Source organism: Thiohalocapsa marina (assembly GCF_008632335.1).
GTDB classification, from domain to species: Bacteria; Pseudomonadota; Gammaproteobacteria; order Chromatiales; family Chromatiaceae; genus Thiohalocapsa; species Thiohalocapsa marina.
In genome coordinates this window covers 18,795-37,483 of sequence record NZ_VWXX01000021.1, presented here as the reverse complement: position 1 = coordinate 37,483, position 18,689 = coordinate 18,795, and the positions used below count along the sequence as shown (strand labels likewise).

Below are 18,689 nucleotides of genomic sequence, written 5' to 3'. Positions count from 1 at the left end.
ACCGGGTCGTCAGCGTGGCCAGCCCCGACAGGTCCAGCCCCGAACGGCGCCTGAAGACCGCCCTGGAACTCTTCCACGGCGGACGCTTCGCCGATAGCGCGCCCCTTGGTGAGGCCTTGCGCGAGGAAGGGCTGCACGACATCCGGCTGCATGCGCTGCTAGGCGAACTGCACCTGCTGCAGAATCGCCTCGAAACGGCCCGCGAACACCTTGAAACGGCCCTTAGGGCCGAGTCTGACTCGGTGCCAGGCTCGGTACGCCTGCGGGCGCTGCTGGCAGACTGCCATCGGCGGGCGCACAGGCCGGAGGCGGCCGCCGCGCTCTACCGCGCACTGGGGCGCACGGCGCTGGCGGCAAAGCTTCAGGCCGCCCAAGCCGGCGAATACCGGCTGCATCCACCTGCTGCGGAACGCGGTTCGGAGCGAACTCCGGAAATCGCCCTGCCCTGGATCGGGGAATCACCGGTGCCGGTGATCGAGGCACGGCTGTCCGGGCCGCAACAGTCGCTCAGCGTCCGCCTGGCCATCGACACCGGGGTCGGCGAGACCCTGCTGGATCCGGCAGTGGCCGGGCCGGCAGGGGTCACGACCTTCGGCGACGAAGGCATCCACTTTCCCGCCGGCCCGGCCGGTCGCGTCCAGCACGGCCTGCTGCGGCACCTGTCGCTGGGGACGCTGGACATCGGCAACGTGCCGGTGCAGGTATACGATACTCGTAGCTCCCTGGCACGACTGCTGCCCTTCCCGGTGGATGGCGTCATCGGCTGCGGCCTGCTGAGCCAGTTGCCCACTACCCTGGACTACGGCAAGCGGCAGCTGCAACTGGGGGGCCGCGCGGTGACCGACGGCAGCCCGCTCTACCTGGCGGCGAACCAGTATCCCCTGCTCGAAGGCCGGCTCAATGACCGCATCAACACCCTGCTGTTCCTGGACACCGGGTTGTCAGGCACCGGACTGGCATTGCCGCTGTCCACTGCCGGGGCCGCGGACGTCGATGTGCTGGTCGACGCCGAGGGGGTCGGGTTCGGCATTCAGAACCGGCTGAGCGCGCTGCCGTTCGTCTGCGATTCCGTCGCCGCCGCCGGCGCTCGACGGCAGCGCATCGGCGGCATGCTGCTGCGGCAGTTCCGGCTGGAGCGGCAATTCGGCTTCCGCATCGGCGGCCTGCTGGGGGACGGGTTTATTGGCAACGGTCGCCTGCGGCTCGACTTCGGCACCATGCAGGTGGCCGTGGATGCTGGCGGCTAGCCCCCCGCCGTCGCAGCTACCGGTGTTGTATCGGGATCGCTGGCTGATCGCGGTACACAAGCCTACCGGCCTGCTGGTACACCGCAGCCTGGTTGACAGGCACGAAACCCGCTTTGCGCTGCAGTTGGTGCGGGACCAGATCGGCCAACGGGTCTACCCGGTGCATCGTCTGGACAAGCCCACCTCCGGCGTCCTGCTGTTCGCCCTCGACCCGGCCACGGCGCGACAGCTGACGGACCAGTTCACCGCTGGTCAGGTACGCAAGACCTATCGCGCCATCGTGCGTGGATACACGGACGAATCCGGCGTGATCGACCATGCCCTGCGCGAGCGTCCCGACCGGATCGCCGAGCCCCTGGCGGACCCCGACAAGGGACCCCAGAGCGCCATCACGCGCTACCGGCGCCTTGCCATCGTGGAACGGCCCTGGGCCGTCGGCCGTTACGCCAGCGCGCGCTACACGCTGCTGGAACTGTATCCAGAAACCGGCCGCCGGCATCAGCTCCGGCGCCACATGAAACACATCTTCCACCCCATCGTCGGCGACACCACCTACGGCGACGGCGCCCACAACCGGCTGTTCCGCGAACGCCTCGGCAACCAGCGTCTGCTGCTGGCCGCAACCGCGCTACACTGCGCGCACCCGCACAACGGTCAGCCGCTCACGCTCTCTGCACCGCCGGCGGCGGACTTTCAGCGCATCGCGCTAGCGCTCTGGCAACCCGGGCACCAGTAGGTGGAGCGGCGATGGGTGCCGAGGTACGCGCGCCGAATGGGAGTTCCGCAGCGCAGGCAAGGCCGGTCGAAACGCCCGTAGACCCAGAGTCGGCCCCGGCCGTCGAGGGTGCGGCGGGTGGTTCTCGGTCCACCGCCCAGGTTGTTGCCCAGATGCTCTGCCGCACAGCGGTACAGCGCGGTTACCTGTTCCGCGGTCAGCTCCTTTAGCCGCAGGTGCGGCGAGTGGCCCTGCAGGAACAGCACCTCCGACTTGTACACGTTTCCAATGCCAGCGGCGATGCGCTGATCCAGCAGCACATCCACAATGGCCGCATCCGGCGACAGCAAGGCCGCGATGCGGGATGCCAGCGCATCCGGATCGAAAGGGTCGCGGATCAGGTCGGGACCCAGCCGGTTGCCGAGGTCAGCGCGCTCGAACCCCTGTCGGCGCAGCCACTGAACCTCCTTGGCATTGAAGCACACATAGTCCGCCTGCCCCGTCCGGATGACGATCGACGCCTGCCGCGCCGGTCGCTTCCATGGCTGACTCGGACGATAACGGTGCCAGGAGCCATACATGCCGAGGTGGCTGCGCAGTTCGACACCGTCGTCGAAGGTGACGAACAGGTGCTTGCCCTCGCTCCCCACGCCACTGACCCGGCGCGGTCCGCAGGACGGCCCGAAGCGCGGCTGCAGGCGCACGCCGGTGACCTCCTTGCCGTTCAGCTCGGCATCGAGATACACTGCCAGTTTGTGTATGGTATCGCCCTCCGGCACCCCGTCCTCCGTTGTTGCGTTTGCTACCAGACCGATGCCCAGACTAGCACGGCGCCGGTCGCTGTCACCCTGAGATCGGCACAAAAAAACCCCGCCAGAGGCGGGGAACACGACAAGGAGTCAGAGAGCTTCACGGAAGCTCAGGCGTTTTGAAATGACGGCGGACGGAAAGTTCGCCGCCGGCCGGACCGGAAAACCGTGCACTTTTACGGGGAAGTCTCCACCGGCGAAAACAGCCCCCGATCGGACGCCACACGACAGGCGTGCCGATTTGACACATTCCTGAAGAGAATGTGGTAAAGTCACGGGCATCGGGTTGAAAAGACATGCCCCGCCTGCCGGAAGCATCCGCCCGACCCAGCCACCTGAAGACGACACGCCCGAATCGCCCGCAAGGACGTTTGCCGGCGCCAATCGAGATCAGGCTCGCCAATGTACCCCCCAGGACACCCGCGCCGTCTCGGCGCAGGCCGCGTAACACGTTGACCGGCAATGCGTGCCGGAACTGCTCTGACGAGGTCGTGAATGAGCGTACGCATCAGCGGAGACATGCTTGCGTTGGATCGCAAGATAAAGAAAAGGATTAACCAGCTAGCCGCCGCGCTGGAAGCGCGCTTTCCCAACCAGCCACTGGAGATCCAGGCCCGGATCAGCGAAGAATTCGACCAGCTGCACGGACACCGCGTGCGTTGCGAGTTGCTCACCGTCGCCCAGGAGCGACAACAGGTCATCGTCCGCGAGGCGCGCAAGCAGGCCGAAGAGGCCATCGACGCCGCCTTCGCCGGCCTCAAGACCAAGCTGCGCCGCCTGCGCACCCGCGACCTGGGCAAGCAGCTGAAGCAGACCATGCTCCATGCCACCGGCACCTGAGCGGCGGCACCCCCCGGCACGGCGGCCGAACCGGGCGGAATCGAATCACGCCGATACCACCACCTGCAGCGTCGCATCCCGCCCGGACCGACCACAAGAATCGCACCTCACACCCTTGTCAGAACGGCACCGCGACCGGAAATCTGAGGCATTGGAGCACCGTGCCAGGCACCGCTTCCCGGCGCCGGACGGCACACTGACAACGGGAGATCACGCGTCATGAAGATCGGCATCATCGGTGGCACCGGCTTCGTCGGCAGCCATGTGGTAGACAGGCTCTGCGCAGACGGACACGAAGTGCGGCTGCTGGTACGCCCCGGCAGCGAAGACCGGCTACCCGCTCACCCCGGGGTGAGCACCATCGCCGGCGATGTCGGCGATGAAGCGGCCGTCGACACACTGCTGCAGGGCTGCGACGCCGCGATCTACCTCATCGGCATCCTGCGTGAATTCCCGGCATCCGGCATCACCTTCGACGCCCTGCAGCGTCGTGGCGCGGAGCGCATGATGGCCGTTGCCGAGGCCCTTGGCGTGAAACGCTTCCTGCTGATGAGCGCCAACGGCATCGACGCCGCCGCGACCCCCTACCAGACCACCAAGCTGGCAGCCGAAGAGACGCTTAAGGCCTCGGGCCTCGACTGGACCATCTTCCGGCCGTCGGTGATCTTCGGCGATCCGCGCGGCCGCATGGAATTCTGCACCCAACTGAAGGCCGAACTGATCGACAGCCCGGTGCCCGCCCCGCTGTTCTACCAGGGACTGCTGCCCGTCAATGCCGGCGCATTCGAACTGGGGCCGGTCCACGTCGAAGACGTCGCCGCCGCCTTTGCCACCGCCTTGCAGCGCCCTGACAGCATCCACCAGTCCTACGACCTGTGCGGTCCGCACGCGCTGAGCTGGAAGGCGATCCTGCAGACCATCGCCGCTGCCAGCGGCAAGCGCAAGCGCATGCTGCCGGCCCCGGCCAGCCTCATCGCCCCGGTGGCCGGACTCATGGACCGTTTCAGCTGGTTCCCGATCACCCGCGACCAGCTGATCATGCTGCTGGCCGGCAACACCTGCGCCGACGACGGCTTCGCGCGCCTGGGCCTGACGCCACGGCCCTTCGACCAGCAGACACTGGCCTACCTGAACAATCCCTGACGCCCCCTGCGGTTAGGCCACGTCCGGGGTCCCGCCGGGGGCCTCGGCCGGCCGCATCTGCTCGGGGCGCAACCGGGGCGTGAAGTAGACATCGGCATCGTCCAGATCCACGTCACGCCCCGCGCCGTCCTGCAACGGCTGCTCATAATCCTTCCAGCCCCGTAGCCCGGTCTGCAGCGAAGCGACGTTGCGGTAGCCCAGCACCTGCAGCGAATGGGCCGCCAAGACGCTGCGATAGCCCGACCGGCACACCACCACCAGCTCCCGATCGCGCGCCTGCACCAGCTCCGGCACCGTCTCCTCGTACTCCCATTCGCAGGCAGATTCCAGGATCCCCCGGGGCACGTTCAGCGAGCCCGCGATATGCATGGCCTCGAACTCGCTCGGCTCGCGCACGTCGATGATCAGCAGATCCGCGTTCTCCGCCATCCGCTCCTCCAGGTCCCACGGCATGATCTCCCGCACATCGGTGAGACAGTCGCGGATCAGTTCCAGAAAATTCTGCATCGGGTTACACCTTGTTCCTCGTCATTCAGCACCAAGTCCAACGTATACACTGGGAAATGTGGCCGACACCACGAAGATCATCAACCCAGCCCGCATCCCGGGTGAAGACTGCCCCTGTATGTGAATCAGGTTCGGGTGCAGAGGCCGCGTTCGACGGCGATGACGGCGGCCTCGACCCGGGAGTGGACGTTGAGCTTGCGCAGGATGGCCTTGACGTGAAGCTTGACGGTGCCGTCGGTGATGCCGAGTTCCCGGGCGATGACCTTGTTGCTCTGCCCGGCGGCCAGATGGCAGAGGATCTCCATCTCGCGGCGGGTCAGGTCGGAAAAGGCCGGCTCCCGCTCCTCGGGCTCGGCCCGGTCCTGACTGACGGCCCGCGCCAGGATGCCGGTCAGCTCGCTCGCCACCACGGTCTTGCCGGCGACGATGTCGTTCAGCGACGCCACCAGCTCGTCGGGCTCCATGTCCTTGAGCAGATACCCATTGGCGCCGGCCTGCAAGGCCGTGATCACGTCCGGCTCCTCGGTGCTGGTGGTCAGCATCGCCACGCGCCGGTCCAGGCCCTCGGCACGGATGCGCTTCAGCACCTCGATGCCGCTGCTGCAGGGCATGCGCAGATCCAGCAGCACCACATCCGGGGCGCAGTCGCGGGCCAGATTCAGGCCCACCTCGCAGTCGCCGACGGCGTCCACCACCTCGATGCCGCGACGCTCCAGCAGCTCCAGCAGCCCCACGCGGAACAGGGCATGATCATCGATCAGCAGGACGCGCATCAGGCCGCCAGGTCCGTGCCGGACGCCCGCGTGCCACGGGCGGGTTCGAAGCTGACCTCCACCCGGGTACCCTCGCCGGGCTCGCTCTCCACCTCCAGCCGTGCACCGATGCGCCGGGCCCGCTCCTGCAGGATCGACAGCCCGATATGCTCGCCCGGATTGCCGCTGCGCCGGCCGCCACCCACACGCGGCTCCGGCGCGCGAAAGCCGACGCCGTCGTCCTCCACCAGCAGCACATAGGTGCCGTCCGGCTCACGCGTCAACAATACCCGCACCGTCTGCGCCCGGGCGTGCTTGCGCACGTTGGCAAGGGTCTCCTGCACGATTCGCACCAGTTGCATCTCCTCCACTGCAGAGACCTCGAAGGGCCGACAATTGAGCTGAAACACACAATGCACGCCGGTCTGCTTGCCGAAGGCCCGAGTCAGCTCCTGCAAGGTCGGCACCAGACCGCGGCGCTGCATGGGCGCGCGGAAACTGGCCATGAGTTCGCGCACCTCGCCGTGGGCCTCGTCGATGCCGTTGCGGATACGGCTCAGATCCGCCCGCGCCTCGTCCGAGATGGTGGCGCCCTGCAGCGAATCCTGCAACATGCGGGCCTGCAACCGCAGGCTGGCCAGGGTCTGCGCCAGGGAGTCGTGCAGCTCATGGGCCAGCGACGCGCGCTCCTCGATGATCGACAGCCGCCGCGCCTCGTTGTCGGAGCGGTACTTGGCCACGGCCACGCCGATGTGCTGACCGATGGTGGACAGCAGGTCCTGGATGTCCTCGCGCAGGCGGATGCCCGGACGGTCGACGAAGATGGAATAGGTGCCCAGCAGTTCATCGTGATGCTTCACCGGTACCGTCACCACCTCCAGCACATCACTGCCGAACATGCGCCGGCCGTAGACCCGCGAGCAATAGCGCAGGTCGTTGTCGCAGACGATCTCGCCCGGGCAGAGCACGGTGCCGCACAGGCACAGGTCCACCGGGGGCATGTCCTGTTCGCGCACCAGGTCGTCGTCCAGGCCAATGGAGCCGATCAGCCGCGGCGCGCCGTCGGCAGTGACCAGGCGGACGGTGGCCGCGCGGCCGTTGACCATCTCCTTCAGCACCCGCAGGAAGTGCAGCAGGATGTCCTCCAGGGTGTCGGCGCGGGTGATCTCGGCGGCCACGTCGTAGAGGATCTTCAGCGAGGCGGTCTTCTGCGCCAGACGCGTGGTCTGGCGCGCCACCCGGCTGTCCATGTCCTCGTACAGGTCGGTCAGTTCCCTGTTCAGCGAGCCGATGCCCTGGGCCATGGTCTGCAGCACGCCGGCCTTGTGCAGCAGCCGGCTGGCCCCAGGCTCGCCCTCGCAGACCCGGGTGACCGAATCCTCCAGGCTCACCAGCGGCTGCAGCAACTGCGTCTTCAGCCGTGCGGCCAGCAGCAGGGCCGCCAGCACGCCCACCAGCAGGGCCGCCAGCGCGACCGGCTTGGCCCAGCCCATGATCCAGGCCAGACCGGCCGGCGTGGCGCTGCTCGGCGCATGGCCGGCCGGCGTCAGCAGCAACAGCGTCACCGCCGCCAGCAGGCTCAGGCCGAACACCGCCAGCGGCGTCAGAAGCCGTGCTGCGCGCAGGATGTGCAGGATGCGGCGGTCGCCCTGGCGGGCGGGGGTTGCGAGGGGCTGTGTCATGGTGGTCTGGTGGACGGTTGGCGCTGCCGGGGTGTCCCGCAACGGGGTCAGGACGCCGACGGCACCTGTTCCCGCTCGCGCTGCTGCAGTTCCCACATGGCCGCATAGACCCCGCCGTCGGCCAGCAGGCGACGATGCTCGCCCTGCTCGATGATCCGGCCGGACTCCATCACCAGGATGCGCTGCGCATCCACCACCGTCGACAGCCTATGGGCGATGACCAGCGTGGTGTGGTCCTCGGCCACCTCGGCCAGGGTCTGCTGTATGGCCTGCTCGGTCTTGCTGTCCAGCGAAGATGTCGCCTCGTCGAACAGCATGATGCGCGGCCGCTTGAGGATGGCCCGGGCGATGGCGACGCGCTGCTTCTCGCCGCCGGAGAGCTTGAGCCCGCGCTCGCCGACAACCGTGTCCCAGCCGTCCGGCAGCGACTCCACGAAGGCACGGATGTGCGCCAGCTCGGCGGCACGCTCCACCTCTTCGCGGCTGGCGTCCGGGCGGCCATAGGCCAGGTTGTAGTAGATGCTGTCGTTGAACAGCACCGTGTCCTGGGGCACGATGCCGATGGCGCCGCGCAGGCTCTGCTGGGTCACGTCACGGATGTCCTGGTCGTCGATCAGGATGCGGCCTGCATTGACCTCGTAGGAGCGGAACAGCAGCCGTGCCAGGGTCGACTTGCCGGCGCCGCTGTGGCCGACCACGGCCACCTTCTCGCCGGGCTCGATGCGGAAGTCCACATCGCGCAGGATCGGCCGCTCGGGCTGGTAGTGAAAGCTCACCCCGTCGAAACGCAGGCGGCCCTGCCGCAGGATCAGCGCCGGCGCGCCGGGCGCGTCCTGGATCTCGGGTTCTCGCTCCAGCAGCTTGAACACCAGATCCATGTCTGCCAGCGCGTACTTGATCTGGCGGTAGACGATGCCGAGAAAGCCCAGCGGGATGAACAGCTGCAGCATGAAGGCGTTCACCAGCACCAGATCGCCGATGCTCATGCGCCCGGCCACCACGCCCTGGGCGGCGAAGAACATGATGGCGGTGACACCCACGGCGATGATGCTGCCCTGGCCGAAGTTCAGCAGCGACATGGAGCTCTGGCTCTTGACCGCAACGTCTTCCCATTCCGTCAGGGTGTTGTCGTAGCGCTCGAGTTCCATGCGCTCGTTGCCGAAGTACTTCACCGTCTCGTAGTTCAGCAGGCTGTCGAAGGCCTGGCTGTTGGCCTGGCTGTCGAGCACGTTCATGCGCCGGCGGTAGTCCATGCGCCACTCGGTGATGGCGAAGGTGAAGGCGACATACACCAGCACGGTGCCGAAGGTCACCAGCGTGAACACCAGCTCGTATTTCGCCAGCAGCACCACCGCCACCAGCGTAAACTCCACGAACACCGGGATCACGCTGAACACCATGTAGTTCAGGATGGTCGACACCGAGCGCGTGCCGCGCTCCAGGTCGCGGCTGATGGCGCCGCTCTGCCGCTCCAGGTGGTAGCGCAGCGAGAGCCGGTGCAGATGCGCCAGCACCCGGGTGGAGAGCCGGCGCATGGCGCGGAAGCGCACCCGGGCAAAGACCACGTCGCGCAGCTCGTTGAACAGCGATCCCGACAGCTTGAGCGCGCCGTACGCCATCAGCAGCCCCACCGGCAGCGCCAGGGCCTGCCGGGCCGGCTCGGTCTGGCCGCCCTCGAAGGCGTCGATGATGTCCTTGAGCACCAGCGGCACGCCCACGCTGGCCAGCTTGGCCAGCACCAGGCAGGCCAGCGCGAACAGCGCCCGGCCGCGGAACTCCCACAGGAACGGCAGCATGCCGCGCAGGTTGTGCCAGTCGCGTCGGTCGTTGTGAATGCGCTCTGTGGCGTTGATCCGTATCATGGCCTGTCGTTGACTGTGGAGCGGTTGGACCCAAGCTGAAGCAAACGAAACGGACGGGCCGGCGCCCGCGCGGGGCAGGACGCCCCCTTGCTGATTTTTGGCCAGGATCGGATCAGGCAGGCCAATAAATCAGTGTCTCCTTAGCAAATGAGGACCATCATGACAGAACCCATGCTCGAAGGCACCGGCTGTGCGTTGCACGAACCCTTCGCCCTGCAGGTGCTGGGGCCGGACATGGAGCCGGAATTCCCGGACCGGTGCATCGTCATCGTCGAACCCACCGAATACTGCCGCAGCGGCATGTACGTCTTCGCCGAGGTGGAGGGCGTGCGCTGGTTTCGCCAGTTCCACCGCGACGGGCAGGGCCGCGAGTGGCTGATGGCGCTGAATCCCGACTTTCCGCAGATCGAGCTGACGGGGCTGGAATGGAAGGTCCTGGGCATCGTCATCCAGCGCAACATCCGACGCCAGATCAAGCACTACGACTACGATGACGCCGGCGCCCTGGCCAGCGCCACCCCGCTGCCGGGCAACGCCGTCGACATCACCGGCCGCGCCTGACATGGGCGCGCGTCTCGCCCTGCTCGCCACCCTGACGCTGGCGCTCATGGGCTGCAGCCAGCAGGGTGACGGGCGCGACCGCGACGGCGCCGCCTCTCCGGCCAGCCCCCCCTCGCAGCGGCCCGGCAGCGGGCATCTGGTCACCGCCATCACCACCCAGCGCGCGCCGGTCTCGGCGCAACACGAGCGCCCCGGCACCCTGCGGCTGCGTCGGCTGGTGCGACTGTACAGCCAGGAAGAGGGCCGCATCACCGCACTCGACGTGTTCGAGGGCGATGCGGTGCGACAGGGGCAGGTGCTGGCCCGGATCGAGGACGACCTGCTGCGCGCCGAGCTGGACAAGGCCCGCGCCACCCGCGCCCAGGAGGCCCTGGACGTGGAGCGCCTGGCGGACCTGACGCGGCGCAAGGCCGCCTCGGAGGACGAGCTGGCCCAGGCGCGCACCGCGCTGGCGGTGGCCGAGGCGGAGGTCCGGCTGCTGCAGACCCGGCTGGACTACACGCGCGTCGAGGCGCCCTTCGCCGGCGTCATCACCGAGCGCCTGGTGGAGCCCGGCGATTTCGTCACCAAGAAGACCCACCTGCTGACCCTGGCGGACCCGGCCTCGCTGATCGCGGAGGTCTATGTGTCCGAACTGGTGCTGCCCCAGGTCGCCCTAGGCGATCCGGTGCGGCTGCGCATCGACGCCCTGGGCGGCCAGCCCCTCGCCGGCACCATCCTGCGCATCCACCCCACGCTGTCCGAGACCAGCCGCCAGGCGCCGGTGGAGGTGCGCTTCGAGCGGATCCCCGACGGCGCCCGCGCCGGCCAGTTCATCCGCGCCGAACTGACCACCGCCGCCGTGCCCCGGCTGCTGGTCCCGTTTCGCGCCCTGCGCCAGGACCGCGACGGTCAGTTCGTCTGGATCATCGGCGACGACGGCACGGCGGTGAAGCGCCCGGTGCAGAGCGGCCTGCGCATTGCCGACGACATCGAGATCCTGACCGGCCTGGCCCCGGCGGAACAGGTCATCACCCGCGGTTTCCTCGGCCTGACCCAGGGCAAGGCAGTCACCCGAGCCGAACCGTCCGAACAGGCCGCTGTCGGAACACGCCGCTGACCGTGGCACAGACCCAGCCGACCGGTTTCGCCCTGCGGCCCATGGTGGTCGTCATCACCCTGTTGCTGGGCTCCGCCCTGTGGGGCCTGTTCTGGCTGCCGCTGCGCGGGCTCGAGCAGGCGGGCCTGGGGGGATTCTGGACCCTGACGGTGATCTATCTGGGTGCGGCGCTGACGCTGGGCCCCTTGGCCCGTCGTCACTGGCGCACGGCCCTGCGGATGCCCTGGCGACTGCTGGGCATCGGGCTCTCGGCGGCGGTGTCGAACATCGCCTTCGGCATCGGCATGATCGAGGGCGATGTGGCGCGGGTGCTGATCCTGTTCTACCTGTCGCCGGTCTGGACCGTGGTCCTCGGTCGGCTGCTGCTGGGCGAGCGCCTGCTGGCGGTGACCATCCCTGCCCTGGCGCTGGCGCTGTTCGGCGCCGGGCTGATGCTGTTCTCGGACCTGCAGGGCGTCGATGCCGGCCTGCTCCCGGCCTTCGGCACCGCGGATCTGCTGGGCTTGCTGGCGGGCCTGGGCTTTGCGCTGACCAATGTCCAGGTGCGCGCCGCGCACCAGATGCCGGCGACGCTGAAGAACCTGTCCGCGGTGGTGCTGGTGCCCCCGCTGGCCCTGCTCGCGGCACTTGCCGTCGATACCGCCCCGCCGGCGGCTTCCTTTGGGGCTACGGCGATGACGACGACGGCGGAGGTGGCGACGGCGATGACGGCATTGGCAACGGCGTTGGCGGTGGCACTGGCGGTGGGGGCGCTCTGGCTGAGCACCATGGTTGCGGCCACCCAGCATGGTGTCAGCCACATGCCGCTGCAGCGCTCGTCGGTGCTGCTGCTGTTCGAACTGATCGTCGGCGCCGTTTCGGCGGCACTCCTGGCGGGCGAGACCCTGAGCCCGACCGAACTGACCGGCGGCGCCTGCATCGTGCTGGCGGGTCTCGCCATCGTCTGGCTACGAACACCCAAAACCGCAATCCCCCAATAAGGCACGATTCAGAAATAACCTACACGGATGCACGGTAGGGCGGATAAGCGAAGCGCATCCGCCACAGGCCACAACGGCGGATGCGCTTCCGCCTAATAAGGAGACAGTGTATTTAACCAGGGAAGCGTCTTGGGCGGCGTAGAGATCCATCCCAACGAGAGCTTGGGTTCGCGGGTTGGTGCCGGCGCTCTGGGGGCGCCGTGAATCCGTCCGTGGAGGCTTCACGATCGCATCCCTGCGATCGAGACCCCAGAGCGCCGACACCCAACCCGCTCTTGAAGTGACGGGCAACGGTCCAGGACAAGTCACCGACAACGCGGGGGGCGCCAAAACGAGGTGTACCCAATACTGCGGTGACGCTATTGCGGGGACAGTATACTCAGCCTGGAAGGAATCCTTTGCGGGGTGTACAGACCTATTACGGTGACGGCCTGTTCAGGTGACAGCAGACTGTACCCGGAAGGGATACCGGTTGGGTGTACAGATCCAGTGCAATCAGGCCTGGGGCCGCGGCCGAAACTGGCCGCACTACCCGGGCATGGTGGGGAAGCCGGCGCGGGGGCCCATCTCGTAGCGATCGCGGGCATAGAGTGGCGGCGACTGCATGTAGACGGCCACCAGCTCGGCGATGGATTCCAGCGACTCCTGGTGGATGCGCTCGTAGCCATGGGAGGCATCGACGCCGAAGGTGACCAGCGCCGTGCGGACGTCGTTGCCGGCCTCCAGCGCGGCGGCGCTGTCGGAGCGGTAGTACTTGAAGATGTCGCGCTGGTGCGGGATCTGGAATTCCTGGCACAGCTGGATGACGCGACGCGTCAGGTGATAGTCGAACGGACCGCCCATGTCGGCCATGCAGATGGTGACGCCGAACTCGCTGGAGTTCTGCCCCGGCGCAGTGGTGCCGTTGTCGATGGTCAGCATCTCGGCCACATCCTGGTGCAGCGCGGCGGAGGCGCCGGACCCCACCTCCTCGGAGATGGTGAACAGCGGATGGCAATCCACCGGCAGCGCGACCTCGTGCTCCGTGACCGCCTTGGTCGCCGCCAGCAGCAGTGCCGCGCCGGCCTTGTCGTCCAGGTGGCGGGCGTTGATGAAGCCGGTGCCGGTGACCTCGGGCGCGGTGTCGATGGCGACGAAATCACCCACGTGCACCCCCAGGCGCAGCAGTCCGCCCAGGTCGGAGACGCGCTCGTCGATACGGAATTCCACGTACTCCCAGCCGCCGGGCTGGTTGTCGATCTCGGGCCCGAAGGTGTGGCCGGAGGCCTTCAGCGGCAGGATGGTGCCGCGATGCTGGCCGATGTCGGTGAACAGGGTGCAGCGGGCCCCTTCGGCGAAGCGCGCGTTCCAGTGCCCCACCGGCACCAGTTGCAGCCGCCCGTTCGGCTTCAATGACTTGACCATGGCGCCCAGGGTGTCGATGTGGGCAACCACGGCCTTGTTGGGCCGGCGCGCCTCGCCCTTGAGCGTGGCGCGGATGGCGCCGCGCCGGGTCAGCTCGAAGGGCACGCCCATGCGCTCAAGTTCCTCGCACACCAGGTGCACCACGCGGTCGGTGTAGCCGGACGGGCTCGGCGTGAACAGCAGCCGGAACAGCACGTCGAGCAGGTATCGGGTATCGATCGGGATCGCTTTCACTGCCGGTACCCCCGGTGATTGGCGGTCTGTGGGAACAACAGGTCGACGAAACGCTCGGCCGTGGGCTGCGGTTCGTGGTTGGCCAGTCCTGGTCGCTCGTTGGCCTCGATGATCACATACTCGCTGCCGCTGCAGTCCGGCACCAGAAAGTCCAGGCCGGTCACCGGGATGTCCAGCGCCCGGGCGGCCTGCTCCGCGGCCTTGGCCAGCACCGGGCTGAGCTCCGCGGTGACGTCGTGGATGGTGCCGCCGGTGTGCAGGTTGGCGGTCTTGCGCACCACCAGCACCTCGCCTTCCGGCGGCACGTCGGTCATGGCGTAGCCGGCCTGACGCACGCAGCGTTCGGTCTCCTCGTCCACCGGGATCGACGACTCGCCACCGGTTGCGGCCCGTCGGCGGCGGCTCTGGATCTGGATCAGGTCGCCGACCGAGTGCAGGCCGGTGCCGATGACCTGCGCCGGCCGGCGGATGGCGGCGGCGACCACCTGGAAGTCGATGACGATGATGCGCAGATCGTCGCCGGCGCAGAATTCCTCGAGGATCACCGTCTCGCAGATACGCCGAGCGGTCTTGATCGCCCGCTCCAGGTCCTTCGGATCGCGGATGTCGACGCTGATGCCGGCCCCCTGCTCGCCGCGGGCTGGCTTCACCACGACGCGCTGGTGCTTGGTCAGGAAGGCCTCCGCCTGGTCCAGGGCATCAAAGCGCGCCTGGTCCGGCACCCGCAGCCCGGCCCGGTGCAGCAGCCGCTGGGTCAGGGCCTTGTCGTCGCACAGGCTCATGGCCACCGCCGTGGTGAGTTCGCTCAGGGATTCGCGGCAGACGATGCGCCGACCGCCGAGGCTGAGGGCGAAGTAGCCCGCGTCGGCGTCGATGACCTCGATGCCGATGCCGCGGCGGCGCGCCTCGTTGACGATGATGGTGGCGTAGGGGTTGAGCCGGCTCTCCGGCTGACGGCCGATGAACAGTGGCTCGTTGAAGGCGTTCTTGTTCTTCAGCGCGAACACCGGCACGCGTTCGAAGCCGAGCTTTTCATAAAGACGGATCGCGCTGCGGTTGTCGTGCATCACCGACAAGTCCAGAAACGACCGCCCCCGCGCCTGATAGAACTCCGCCACCTGTCGCACCAGCGCCTCGCCGACCCCCGGGTACGGCGCTTGGGAGTCCACCGCCAGCGCCCACAGGCTGGCGCCGCCCTCGGTATCACCAAAGGCCTCCACGTGATCCACGCCGTTGACGGCACCCAGCACACTACCGTCCTGCTCGTCCTCGGCCACCCAGTACTGCAGCACCCTGGAGGCCCGATGCTGCCAGACGAACTCCGGACTCGGCGGCACCATGCGCCGGGCGCTGTAGAGCCGGTGCACCGCCTCGGCATCGCTGCGGCTGTTGAGCATGCGCACGATGAAGCCCTTGGGCCGCCGGTGCGAGTACTGGTAGCGATCCAGCCAGAGCCGAAAGGTGTGCGATGGGTCAAGGAACAGATCCAGCGGCGCATGGGACAGCACCACGTGCGGATCGCGCAGGTACATGGCCACGTCGCGGGTACCGGCGCGCTCCTGTTGCAGGCACCGGGCCAGGCATTCCAGGTCGTCGAAGGTCTGGCCGAAGATCAGCCGACCCCAGCCGCAGTCGACCACGGTCTCGGACCAGATCTCGCCCTCATGACGAGGCTTGCTGTCCCAGCTGCTCACCGAGGGGGCCCGCCGGCGCTCGAGTCGGTGACGGATTTTGTCTTTCATGCCTAGTTGCTGTGCCCGTTGCGAACGCGGGTTCGGTTGTCGCCGGATGGCAGTCGGTGGTCGGGGAACGCCATGATTCCGGACATGCCGCGGTCAGAGCCCGTGCTCCGCCAGCCACAGCTCAAGCAGTGCCACCTGCCAGAGCTTAGAGCCGCGCAAGGGCGTGATGTGCGTCTCAGGCGCAGCCAGCAGTTCGTCGACGTAATCGCGCTGGAACAGCTCGCGCTCGCGGGCGCGCCGCGAGGTCACCGCGTCGCGCATCATGTCCAGCACCTCGCCGCGGGGATACTTCAGCGCCGGCACCGGGAAGTAGCCCTTTGGCCGGTCGATGACCTCGGTCGGGATCAGTCGCCGACCCGCCGCCTTCAGCACGCACTTGCCCTCGTCGCACAGCTTGTATTGCGCGGGGATGCGCGCCGCCAGTTCGACCAGCTCGTGGTCGAGGAAGGGCACCCTGGCCTCCAGCCCCCAGGCCATGGTCATGTTGTCCACGCGCTTGACCGGATCGTCCACCAGCATGATCAGCTGATCGATGCGCAGCGCCTTGTCCACCGCCGCCTCGGCACCGGGCGCGGCGAAATGCGCACGGATGAAGTCGCGGCTGTGGTCGGCGCCATGCAGGCGCGGATGCACGGCGCGCAGGTACTCGTCATGCCCGCGGTCGCAGAAGACCCGGGCGTAATCCGCCGCCGGGTCCTGGCTGTCGGCCATGGGCGGGTACCAGTGGTAGCCGCCGAACACCTCGTCGGCCCCCTGCCCGCTCTGCACCACCTTGACGTGCTTGGCCACCTCCTGCGACAGCAGGTAGAACCCGATCACGTCGTGGCTGACCATGGGCTCGGCCATGGCGCGAATGCAACCGGGCAGGTTCGGCAGCAGGTTCGCCCGGGAGTCGACACGGATCTTGTGATGGGCGGTGTCGTAGTGCCGGGCGATGATGTCGGAGTACTGGAACTCGTCGCCGGCCTCGTCGCCGACGCTCTCGAAGCCCACGGAGAAGGTATTCAGGCCACGCTGCCCCTGTTCCGCCAGCAGGCCGACGATGAGGCTGGAGTCCAGCCCGCCGGACAGCAGCACGCCGACGTCTACATCGGCCACCAGCCGGCGATCGACGGCGGTGCGCAGGGCAGCGAGCACCCGGTCCTGCCAGTCCTCGAAGCCCAGCGCCTGCTCCTCGGGCCGGGTCTCGAAGCGGGGTGCCCAGTAGCTGAACTCCTGCTGCCGGCCGTCGCGCTCCACCACGCGGATGGTGGCCGGCGGCAGCTTGCGCACACCGCGCAGGATGGTGAAGGGCGCCGGCACCACGGCGTGGAAGTGCATGTAGTGATGCAGCGCCACCGGGTCCAGGTCGGTGTCGATGCCGCCGCCGGCCAGCAGCGCCGGCAGGGTGGAGGCAAAGCGCAGGCCGCCGGGCCGCTCGGCGTAGTAGAAGGGCTTGATGCCGAGCCGGTCGCGTACCAGCGTCAGCCGGCCACTGTCGCGCTCGGCGATGGCGAACGCGAACATGCCATGGAAGCGCTGCACGCAGTCGCGCCCCCAGGCGTGGAAGGCCTTCAGCACCACCTCGGTGTCGCCGTGGGAGAAGAACCGGTAGCCCATGCCCTGCAGTTCGGTCCGCAGGTCCTTGTAGTTGTAGATGCAGCCGTTGAAGGCGATGCTCAGCCCCAGCTCGCTGTCCACCATCGGCTGACTGGCATGACTGCTGAGATCGATGATGCTCAGTCGGCGGTGCGCCAGCGCTACATGACCCTGCTGGAAGAGGCCGTCGCCGTCCGGACCGCGGGGCCGCAGGGCCTGGTTGATGGCGCCGACGGCGCCGAGGTCGATGGGACGGTCGTCGAAGCGGATCTCACCGCAGAATCCACACATCACGGGTTCCTCGAGCTGGGAGTTTGCAGCGGGCCGCAGGGGCCTGCAGGGTTCCGACGCAGGATTTGTGCCGACTAGTCGCGATGGCCACCTGGCACGCCGGTCGCGGTTCCAACGCAGGCACCCTGCACCCCGATTGCGCACCGCCATGGTGCACGGACCGATCGGGTGCACGAACAGGGGGCGCTGCGCATCGGCATCCAGGTCGTCGCGTCACCAATGGCGCCCGGAGCGGCACCCCGCGGTGCACAACCCCGGCTGCCTACGCACCCTAGTCTAACCAATGCGACACAACGCTGCCAGGCGGGATACGAAAAGCTCACAATACGGGAACGCGCAGGCCTGGTGCAATGGCTGTAAAATTCCCGTCATCATCCCTACCTCAGCTAGGTCGCGAACCAAGAGCGCGAACTGAAGGAACAGCATGCCCAGCAAACCCAAGCTTTCCCGCGTCGTCTCGGACGGACACTACGCCGACAGCTTCGAGCCCGAGCACGAAGACGAAATCTACGACCCCGTCAAGGAAGATCTGGTGCGGCGCATGCTAAGCGAGATCGGCGAGGACCCCCAGCGCGAGGGTCTGCGCCGCACGCCGCTGCGCGTGGCCAAGGCCATGGATTTCCTCACCAGCGGTTACCAACTCTCCGCCGAAGAGGTGATCCGCAAGGCGATCTTCGAGGAAGACGTCAAAGAGATGGTCGTGGTTCGCGACATCGAGTTCTACTCCATGTGCGAACACCACATGCTGCCGTTCTTCGGCCATGCCCACGTCGGCTACCTGCCCAACGGCAAGGTAGTGGGCCTGAGCAAGGTCGCGCGTGTGGTTGACGTGTTCGCCCGCCGGCTACAGGTGCAGGAGCGCCTGACAAATCAGGTGGCGGATGCACTGATGCAGCATCTGGGTGCCCATGGCGTGGCCGTGGTCATGGAGGCCAGTCACACCTGCATGATGATGCGCGGCGTGCAGAAACAGAACAGCACCACCGTCTCCAGCGCCATGCGCGGTACCTTCGAGGTCGATCAGCGCACCCGCGCCGAGTTCATGGGTTTCCTGCATCGTTAGGGAAATGCTGATTTATTCGGCATTTCCCGTGCGGGGCAGGAGGCCCCGCCATTTTTAGCGGCGCAAGCCGCTGAAAATGAAGCGATTCGGAAACCGCGTTTTCGAATCGCGTGCTGATTTTTGGCCAGGAGGCCAATAAATCAGCGTCTCCTTAGGGAGGGCAGCGGCCCGTCTGCAGGA

16 protein-coding genes are annotated in these 18,689 nt (G+C 67.5%); 8 read left to right on the top strand and 8 right to left on the bottom strand.

Annotated features, from left to right (window positions below; translation table 11 throughout):
• Nucleotides 1-14 precede the first annotated feature (14 nt).
• Together F2Q65_RS12755 and F2Q65_RS12750 are read left to right on the top strand one after the other, a co-directional pair.
• On the top strand, nt 15-1,247 hold the full coding sequence (locus F2Q65_RS12755) for a tetratricopeptide repeat protein (protein ID WP_150093801.1): 1,233 nt from the start codon (nt 15-17) through the stop codon (nt 1,245-1,247).
• Nucleotides 1,234-1,983, top strand: a complete 750-nt coding sequence (locus F2Q65_RS12750; RefSeq protein ID WP_150093800.1) for a pseudouridine synthase — start codon at nt 1,234-1,236, stop codon at nt 1,981-1,983. The genes F2Q65_RS12755 and F2Q65_RS12750 overlap by 14 nt, the downstream gene beginning before the upstream one ends.
• Here F2Q65_RS12750 and F2Q65_RS12745 read toward each other — a convergent pair.
• Nucleotides 1,941-2,741: a DNA-formamidopyrimidine glycosylase family protein gene (locus F2Q65_RS12745; RefSeq protein WP_150093799.1), complete on the bottom strand. Its 801-nt coding sequence runs from the start codon at nt 2,739-2,741 to the stop codon at nt 1,941-1,943. The two genes, F2Q65_RS12750 and F2Q65_RS12745, sit on opposite strands and share 43 nt — an antisense overlap.
• Before the next feature lie 525 nt (nt 2,742-3,266).
• Here F2Q65_RS12745 and F2Q65_RS12740 point away from each other — a divergent pair.
• Both F2Q65_RS12740 and F2Q65_RS12735 read left to right on the top strand, forming a co-directional pair.
• Nucleotides 3,267-3,611, top strand: a complete 345-nt coding sequence (locus tag F2Q65_RS12740; protein ID WP_150093798.1) for an HPF/RaiA family ribosome-associated protein — start codon at nt 3,267-3,269, stop codon at nt 3,609-3,611.
• Nucleotides 3,612-3,830: 219 nt separating this feature from the next.
• A complete protein-coding gene (locus F2Q65_RS12735) occupies nt 3,831-4,754 on the top strand; it encodes an NAD(P)H-binding protein (protein WP_150093797.1) in 924 nt (307 codons plus the stop codon).
• A gap of 12 nt (nt 4,755-4,766) precedes the next feature.
• Here F2Q65_RS12735 and F2Q65_RS12730 read toward each other — a convergent pair whose 3' ends face one another.
• The 4 genes from F2Q65_RS12730 to F2Q65_RS12715 all read right to left on the bottom strand — a co-directional run bounded on the left by F2Q65_RS12730 (nt 4,767) and on the right by F2Q65_RS12715 (nt 9,557).
• Nucleotides 4,767-5,261, bottom strand: a complete 495-nt coding sequence (locus F2Q65_RS12730; RefSeq protein ID WP_150093796.1) for a rhodanese-like domain-containing protein — start codon at nt 5,259-5,261, stop codon at nt 4,767-4,769.
• 125 nt (nt 5,262-5,386) lie between these two features.
• A complete protein-coding gene (locus F2Q65_RS12725; protein ID WP_150093795.1) occupies nt 5,387-6,034 on the bottom strand; it encodes a response regulator in 648 nt (215 codons plus the stop codon).
• Nucleotides 6,034-7,695, bottom strand: coding sequence for an ATP-binding protein (locus F2Q65_RS12720; RefSeq protein ID WP_150093794.1), 1,662 nt, complete (start codon nt 7,693-7,695; stop codon nt 6,034-6,036). Before F2Q65_RS12720 ends, F2Q65_RS12725 begins: the two co-directional genes overlap by 1 nt.
• A 47-nt stretch (nt 7,696-7,742) precedes the next feature.
• Complete coding sequence (locus tag F2Q65_RS12715; protein WP_150093793.1) at nt 7,743-9,557, bottom strand: ABCB family ABC transporter ATP-binding protein/permease; 1,815 nt, start codon at nt 9,555-9,557, stop codon at nt 7,743-7,745.
• 159 nt (nt 9,558-9,716) lie between these two features.
• On the opposite strand from F2Q65_RS12715, the gene F2Q65_RS12710 reads away from it, so the two are divergent.
• Genes F2Q65_RS12710 through F2Q65_RS12700 form a run of 3 tightly spaced genes read left to right on the top strand, consistent with a single transcriptional unit; the run spans nt 9,717 to nt 12,197 of the window.
• Nucleotides 9,717-10,118, top strand: a complete 402-nt coding sequence (locus F2Q65_RS12710) for a S24 family peptidase (RefSeq protein WP_150093792.1) — start codon at nt 9,717-9,719, stop codon at nt 10,116-10,118.
• Between the two features lies 1 nt (nt 10,119).
• On the top strand, nt 10,120-11,217 hold the full coding sequence (locus tag F2Q65_RS12705) for an efflux RND transporter periplasmic adaptor subunit (RefSeq protein ID WP_246156196.1): 1,098 nt from the start codon (nt 10,120-10,122) through the stop codon (nt 11,215-11,217).
• A gap of 2 nt (nt 11,218-11,219) precedes the next feature.
• A complete protein-coding gene (locus tag F2Q65_RS12700; protein WP_150093791.1) occupies nt 11,220-12,197 on the top strand; it encodes an EamA family transporter in 978 nt (325 codons plus the stop codon).
• 528 nt (nt 12,198-12,725) lie between these two features.
• Here the strand turns inward: F2Q65_RS12700 and F2Q65_RS12695 are convergent.
• The 3 genes from F2Q65_RS12695 to F2Q65_RS12685 form a co-directional block, all read right to left on the bottom strand.
• Complete coding sequence (locus F2Q65_RS12695; protein ID WP_150093790.1) at nt 12,726-13,835, bottom strand: osmoprotectant NAGGN system M42 family peptidase; 1,110 nt, start codon at nt 13,833-13,835, stop codon at nt 12,726-12,728.
• Nucleotides 13,832-15,577 (bottom strand): N-acetylglutaminylglutamine synthetase, encoded by a 1,746-nt coding sequence (gene ngg / locus F2Q65_RS12690; RefSeq protein WP_150093789.1) that lies wholly within the window; start codon nt 15,575-15,577, stop codon nt 13,832-13,834. The genes F2Q65_RS12695 and ngg overlap by 4 nt, the downstream gene beginning before the upstream one ends.
• A gap of 93 nt (nt 15,578-15,670) precedes the next feature.
• A complete protein-coding gene (locus tag F2Q65_RS12685) occupies nt 15,671-17,446 on the bottom strand; it encodes an N-acetylglutaminylglutamine amidotransferase (RefSeq protein ID WP_150093788.1) in 1,776 nt (591 codons plus the stop codon).
• Between the two features lie 424 nt (nt 17,447-17,870).
• Between F2Q65_RS12685 and folE the strand changes: the two genes are divergently transcribed.
• Entirely contained in the window at nt 17,871-18,509 is a 639-nt protein-coding gene (gene folE / locus F2Q65_RS12680; protein WP_150093787.1) for a GTP cyclohydrolase I FolE, read from the top strand.
• Nucleotides 18,510-18,689: the final 180 nt, after the last annotated feature.

Bases quoted from the DNA above. Each gene is read 5' to 3' on its own strand.
- F2Q65_RS12750 (WP_150093800.1), top strand. From the start codon at position 1,234: ATGCTGGCGGCTAGCCCCCCGCCGTCGCAGCTACCGGTGTTGTATCGG.
- F2Q65_RS12740 (WP_150093798.1), top strand. From the start codon at position 3,267: ATGAGCGTACGCATCAGCGGAGACATGCTTGCGTTGGATCGCAAGATA.
- F2Q65_RS12735 (WP_150093797.1), top strand. From the start codon at position 3,831: ATGAAGATCGGCATCATCGGTGGCACCGGCTTCGTCGGCAGCCATGTG.
- F2Q65_RS12730 (WP_150093796.1), bottom strand. From the start codon at position 5,261: ATGCAGAATTTTCTGGAACTGATCCGCGACTGTCTCACCGATGTGCGG.
- F2Q65_RS12725 (WP_150093795.1), bottom strand. From the start codon at position 6,034: ATGCGCGTCCTGCTGATCGATGATCATGCCCTGTTCCGCGTGGGGCTG.
- F2Q65_RS12720 (WP_150093794.1), bottom strand. From the start codon at position 7,695: ATGACACAGCCCCTCGCAACCCCCGCCCGCCAGGGCGACCGCCGCATC.
- F2Q65_RS12715 (WP_150093793.1), bottom strand. From the start codon at position 9,557: ATGATACGGATCAACGCCACAGAGCGCATTCACAACGACCGACGCGAC.
- F2Q65_RS12710 (WP_150093792.1), top strand. From the start codon at position 9,717: ATGACAGAACCCATGCTCGAAGGCACCGGCTGTGCGTTGCACGAACCC.
- F2Q65_RS12705 (WP_246156196.1), top strand. From the start codon at position 10,120: ATGGGCGCGCGTCTCGCCCTGCTCGCCACCCTGACGCTGGCGCTCATG.
- ngg (WP_150093789.1), bottom strand. From the start codon at position 15,577: ATGAAAGACAAAATCCGTCACCGACTCGAGCGCCGGCGGGCCCCCTCG.
- F2Q65_RS12685 (WP_150093788.1), bottom strand. From the start codon at position 17,446: ATGTGTGGATTCTGCGGTGAGATCCGCTTCGACGACCGTCCCATCGAC.
- folE (WP_150093787.1), top strand. From the start codon at position 17,871: ATGCCCAGCAAACCCAAGCTTTCCCGCGTCGTCTCGGACGGACACTAC.